The following is a 3,554-nucleotide window of genomic DNA, read 5'->3' as shown; positions in this document are numbered from 1 at the left end:
AACCTATCGCGCTGTAAACATTTAAAGTCTGCCGTCCCAAAAACAAAGCTATTAAAGAACCCGCAAATCCGAAAGGAACTGCAAAAGCTATGACGAAAGGCGCTATAAAAGATTCAAATTGACTCGCCATTATAGAATAAACCAAAACCAGAGCGAGAATTAAAGCCTGCAAAAGCTGTCCGAAAGCTTCGTTCATATCTTCAAAATCTCCGCTATAATTTACGCTAAATCCCGATGGAATAAACACTTCGTTTTTTATTTTATTTTGAATATCGAATATTATTTCGTTTAAAGCTCTCCCGTAGCCCGATGCCGTTATAGTCGTTATTCTTGCGCTGTCCTTTCTTTCAATTTCAGTAGGTCCGTAGCTTCTTTCTATAGTCGCTATCGAAGAAATTGGAGTCATTCCGCTCGAAGTTGGAATCATCAATCTGTTTATATCGTCAATATTTAATCTGTCTGGCTCTCCAAGTTGCACTTTAACATCTATATCGGTAACATCCGAACCTACGGGAGTCATAGTTGTAGCCGTAGTTCCCGCAAAACTCGTCTTTACTATATTTGCAATCGTGTTTACATTTATTCCCATTTTAGCCGCTATCTCTCTATTGACATAAATTTTTAATTCGGGATTCGAGTCGTCTCGGCTTAATCTCGGCTCTCTTATTCCCTCTATCTCCGAAATCGCTTTTATTATATTATTCGCTATTTCGGTAGATTTATCCAAATCGTCTCCAATAAGTTCTATTCTTATCGACTGTCCGCCGCTATTATTTCCTCCTCCGCCGATTACGGTTGTCGAAACCGCGGATATATTTATTTGAGCGGGATACGATGCAAGAACATTTCGGACAATTTCCATATATTCGTCTAAAGATTTTTTTCTACCTTCGCTTTTTTCTCTTAATTGAATTCTTATTTCCGCTGAATTTTCATCAGAACCAGATTCCACTCTCGATTGCATTCTGCTAAAATCTTCGCCTATTGCATTTTCAATATCTTTTTCCATTCTGCTAACGAATGTTTGAGTTTGAGCGGATTTTGTCCCAACGGGCATTTTTATATCTATTTTAAATTGTCCTTCATCAGTAGTTGGAAATCCTTCCTTGCCGATAAAAATAAGTCCGAATATTATTATAATAAAAGCGGTTAGTAATGAAGGAACAAAAACTTTCATTTTATTTTTTATAGAATAATTTAAAAGTTTAATATAAATATTTTTTATTTTATCATGAAATTTTTCGTTAAAAAATTTTTCCATTGGAAGCAAAGCGTCTATTTTTTTATTTGTAACGAGTCTAGCTCCAAGCATTGGAACTATAGTTAAGGCGACAAAAAGCGAGCCAATCATAGAAACCGTAACAGTTATGCATAAATCTTTAAATAATTGTCCCGTCTGTCCTTCCACAAATAAGAAAGGCAAAAATACCGCGATTGTAGTTAAAGTTGACGCCGTTATCGCAAGAGCTACCGAAGAAGTCCCGTTTATCGCGCTCGAATATTTTCCGTATCCTTCGTTTCTATAATAAAATATATTTTCCAAAACTACAATCGAATTATCAACCATCATTCCAATTCCCAAAACCAAACCCGACAAAGAAATTATATTTAAAGTTATTCCCATAAAATACATTAAAGTAAAAGTGATTATTATCGACATAGGAATTGAAATCGCTATGACGGAAACGGTTTTAATATTCCATAAATAAATCATAAGAACGATTATTGCGAAAAGTCCGCCTTGCCAAGCCGCGTCCAAAACTCCTCGAATCGATTCATTAACCGTATCGGCGCTGTTGAATAATATTTGATATTCCACTCCTTCGGGCAAAATAGAAGTCAAACTTTCGAGCTGTTTTTGAACCGCTTTAGAAACATTGACGGCGTTTCCTCCCGATTCTTTATTCACCGAAACGGAAACGGAAGGCGAACCGTTTATCTTTACTATTTGCGTATCGTCCGAATAGCCTTGATAAACTCTGCCGATTTCTTTTAGTTTGATTGGAGTGTCGTTAGTTTTCAAAGCGACTACGGTATTTTCAATATCTTCTTCGTCAGTAAATTCTCCCATCGTCCTTAAAGTATATTTATAAACTCCTTCGTAAGTTTCGCCTCCAGATAGATTCTGATTTTCCGAAGAAAGCAAAGAAACTATATCGTTAATATTTAGTCCGTAAGCATGAAGTCTATTCAAAACTATATCGACTTTCATTTCGGTTTTTAGTCCTCCTCTTATTTCCGCTCTCGCCACTCCCGAAGCCTGCTCTATCTTATTTAGAATTTGATTGTCTACCAAATTATATAAAGCTCCCAAATTATCCGTTCCGAAAAAAGCTATTTCCATCATCGGCATAGAGTCGGTTGAAAATTTTAAAACTGTCGGACTGTCGGCATCGTCAGGCAAAGAATTTTTAGCCGAATCCACAGCCTCTCTAATGTCGGCTGTCGCGCTTGCCAAATCAGTCTTCCAAGCAAATTCAACGGACACGGTAGACTCTCCTTCTTTTGATGTGGAAGTTATATTTTTGATTCCGCTTACCGTAGCGACTGCGTTTTCTATTATTCTTGTAACCGATTTTTCCACTTCTTCTGGTCCCGCATTTTCGTATTTCGTCCTAACGGTTATATATGGAAGTTCCATGTCGGGCAAAAAATCAACGGATAATTTCGTCAAACTTACGAATCCCAAAATCAAAACTGCAATCATACCCATAAAAACCGAAACGGGTCTTTTTACTACCAACTCTAAAAATTCTTTCATTAAAAATATTCCTTTTTTATTTAAATTTTCATTAGTTATTTTACTAAAATCTAAAAATAAAATAAACATATAAATTATGATTATATTATTTGCTATATTAGACGAGTAAAAGGTTAAAAAGTTTTAAAATATAAAAAAGGAATATATAAACCTTGACTTTAATTTGAAATTTGATATACTAATCAATATAAAATAATATAATTTTTACGGTAAATGTTTATGAGCGAAGAGCAAGAACAACCTATAGAATTAGGCGGCATATATTGCGCAAATTGCAGGTATTGTGTTTTATTCAGAAAAGAAAGCGAGTCTAATAAAAAAGAATATTATCTTAGAGTAAGATGCATAAAAGAACAATGGCGAAAAAAACTTGGCGAAGAAAAAATGTATAAGTATTTTACGGTCGCCAGAAGAACGGTTGAAAAATGCGACAGTTATAAGGATATGGGCGAACTCGAATTTTTTTTGGGGATTTTGCGAAGAAGTTTGCCCGTGAGAGACGAAGTTTATCCAGTAAAAAAATAGCGAGTTTTGCGAGTGAAAAAGATTTTTGTTTTTCTTTCCGTATTTGTTTTTTATTCCATTTCATGCGCCTCCGTTTTGAAAATAGCTCCAGAAGAAGAGAGATATCCTCAAATAATAGCGGAAAAGGCTTATACGGAATTCAATAACAAAAAATATAAAAAAGCGAGAGATTATTATCAGTATATAATAGATAATTTTGACAGAGAAAATTATTCCAAAGAGGTGGCTTGGGCTTATTACGAAATAGGTTTCTGTTATTATTATCAAA

Annotated in this window: 2 protein-coding genes and 1 pseudogene; 2 read left to right on the top strand and 1 reads right to left on the bottom strand. The window is 34.8% G+C overall.

Going from position 1 to position 3,554, the window contains the following annotated elements:
• Window positions 1–2,761, bottom strand: a 2,761-nt coding sequence (locus EZH24_RS08825; protein ID WP_137998795.1) for an efflux RND transporter permease subunit, incomplete at its 3' end; no start/stop codon positions are given.
• A 219-nt stretch (window positions 2,762–2,980) separates the two neighbouring features.
• Between EZH24_RS08825 and EZH24_RS08820 the strand changes: the two genes are divergently transcribed.
• Window positions 2,981–3,286 carry a hypothetical protein gene (locus EZH24_RS08820; RefSeq protein ID WP_137998794.1) on the top strand — a complete coding sequence of 102 codons (306 nt, stop codon included), beginning with the start codon at window positions 2,981–2,983 and terminating at the stop codon, window positions 3,284–3,286.
• 12 nt (window positions 3,287–3,298) lie between these two features.
• A pseudogene (locus EZH24_RS08815) lies at window positions 3,299–3,554 on the top strand (tetratricopeptide repeat protein); the annotation flags it as partial.

The sequence above is a fragment of the Brachyspira catarrhinii genome (assembly GCF_005518285.1).
Taxonomy (GTDB): domain Bacteria; phylum Spirochaetota; class Brachyspiria; order Brachyspirales; family Brachyspiraceae; genus Brachyspira; species Brachyspira catarrhinii.
The sequence above is the reverse complement of the archived record's forward strand: the minus strand, read 5'-3'. Positions and strand labels throughout refer to the sequence as shown.

Bases quoted from the DNA above. Each gene is read 5' to 3' on its own strand.
- EZH24_RS08820 (WP_137998794.1), top strand. From the start codon at position 2,981: ATGAGCGAAGAGCAAGAACAACCTATAGAATTAGGCGGCATATATTGC.